The sequence below is a fragment of the Providencia alcalifaciens DSM 30120 genome (genome assembly GCF_000173415.1).
Lineage (GTDB): Bacteria > Pseudomonadota > Gammaproteobacteria > Enterobacterales > Enterobacteriaceae > Providencia > Providencia alcalifaciens.
Genome location: NZ_ABXW01000031.1, coordinates 1 through 510, shown reverse-complemented (window position 1 = coordinate 510; position 510 = coordinate 1). Strand labels below are relative to the sequence as shown.

Here is a 510-nt window from a genome sequence, read left to right as displayed (position 1 = left end):
AGATAAAAATGGCCAAGAGCTGCCTTTGGCGGAGGAAGTTTAGACCAGTTAGCCAGAATTGATGCCAGCGGCTTAGTTCCCCGCTTAAAAGAAGTTGAAATCATCCTGGCCAGCGACGTGACCAATCCTTTGACCGGACTCAATGGAGCATCTGCGGTTTTCGGCCCGCAAAAAGGGGCGGACAAGGAGATGGTCCAGAAGCTTGACGCTAGCCTTCGCCATTATGCGGCCGTTATCAAGGAGCAAGTTGGGAAAGACGTAGAGAACGTTCCTGGCAGCGGGGCGGCTGGCGGCCTGGGAGCGGGATTTTTTGGCCTTCAGCAAGTGCCAGATGAAGGCGGGCGCCCAGATCGTGATCGAGGAGAGCCATTTGGCGGAAAAGATGCGGGATGCTGACTATGTCTTTACGGGCGAAGGCGGGATTGACTTCCAGACTAAGTTCGGCAAGACACCCTATGCCGTGGCCCAAGTTGCCAAAAAAGCTTGGCATACCGGTTTTTGCCCTGGCTG

Annotated in this window: 1 protein-coding gene and 1 pseudogene; both read left to right on the top strand. The window is 54.9% G+C overall.

Translation table 11 applies throughout. From position 1 onward, the window contains the following. Positions 1-33: 33 nt before the first annotated feature. Positions 34-396 (top strand): annotated as a pseudogene (locus tag PROVALCAL_RS20265) (glycerate kinase); the annotation flags it as partial. Next, the coding region (locus PROVALCAL_RS20260) for a glycerate kinase (protein WP_409371733.1) at positions 311-510 on the top strand (200 nt) is incomplete at its 3' end. The pseudogene PROVALCAL_RS20265 and the gene PROVALCAL_RS20260, both read left to right, overlap by 86 nt.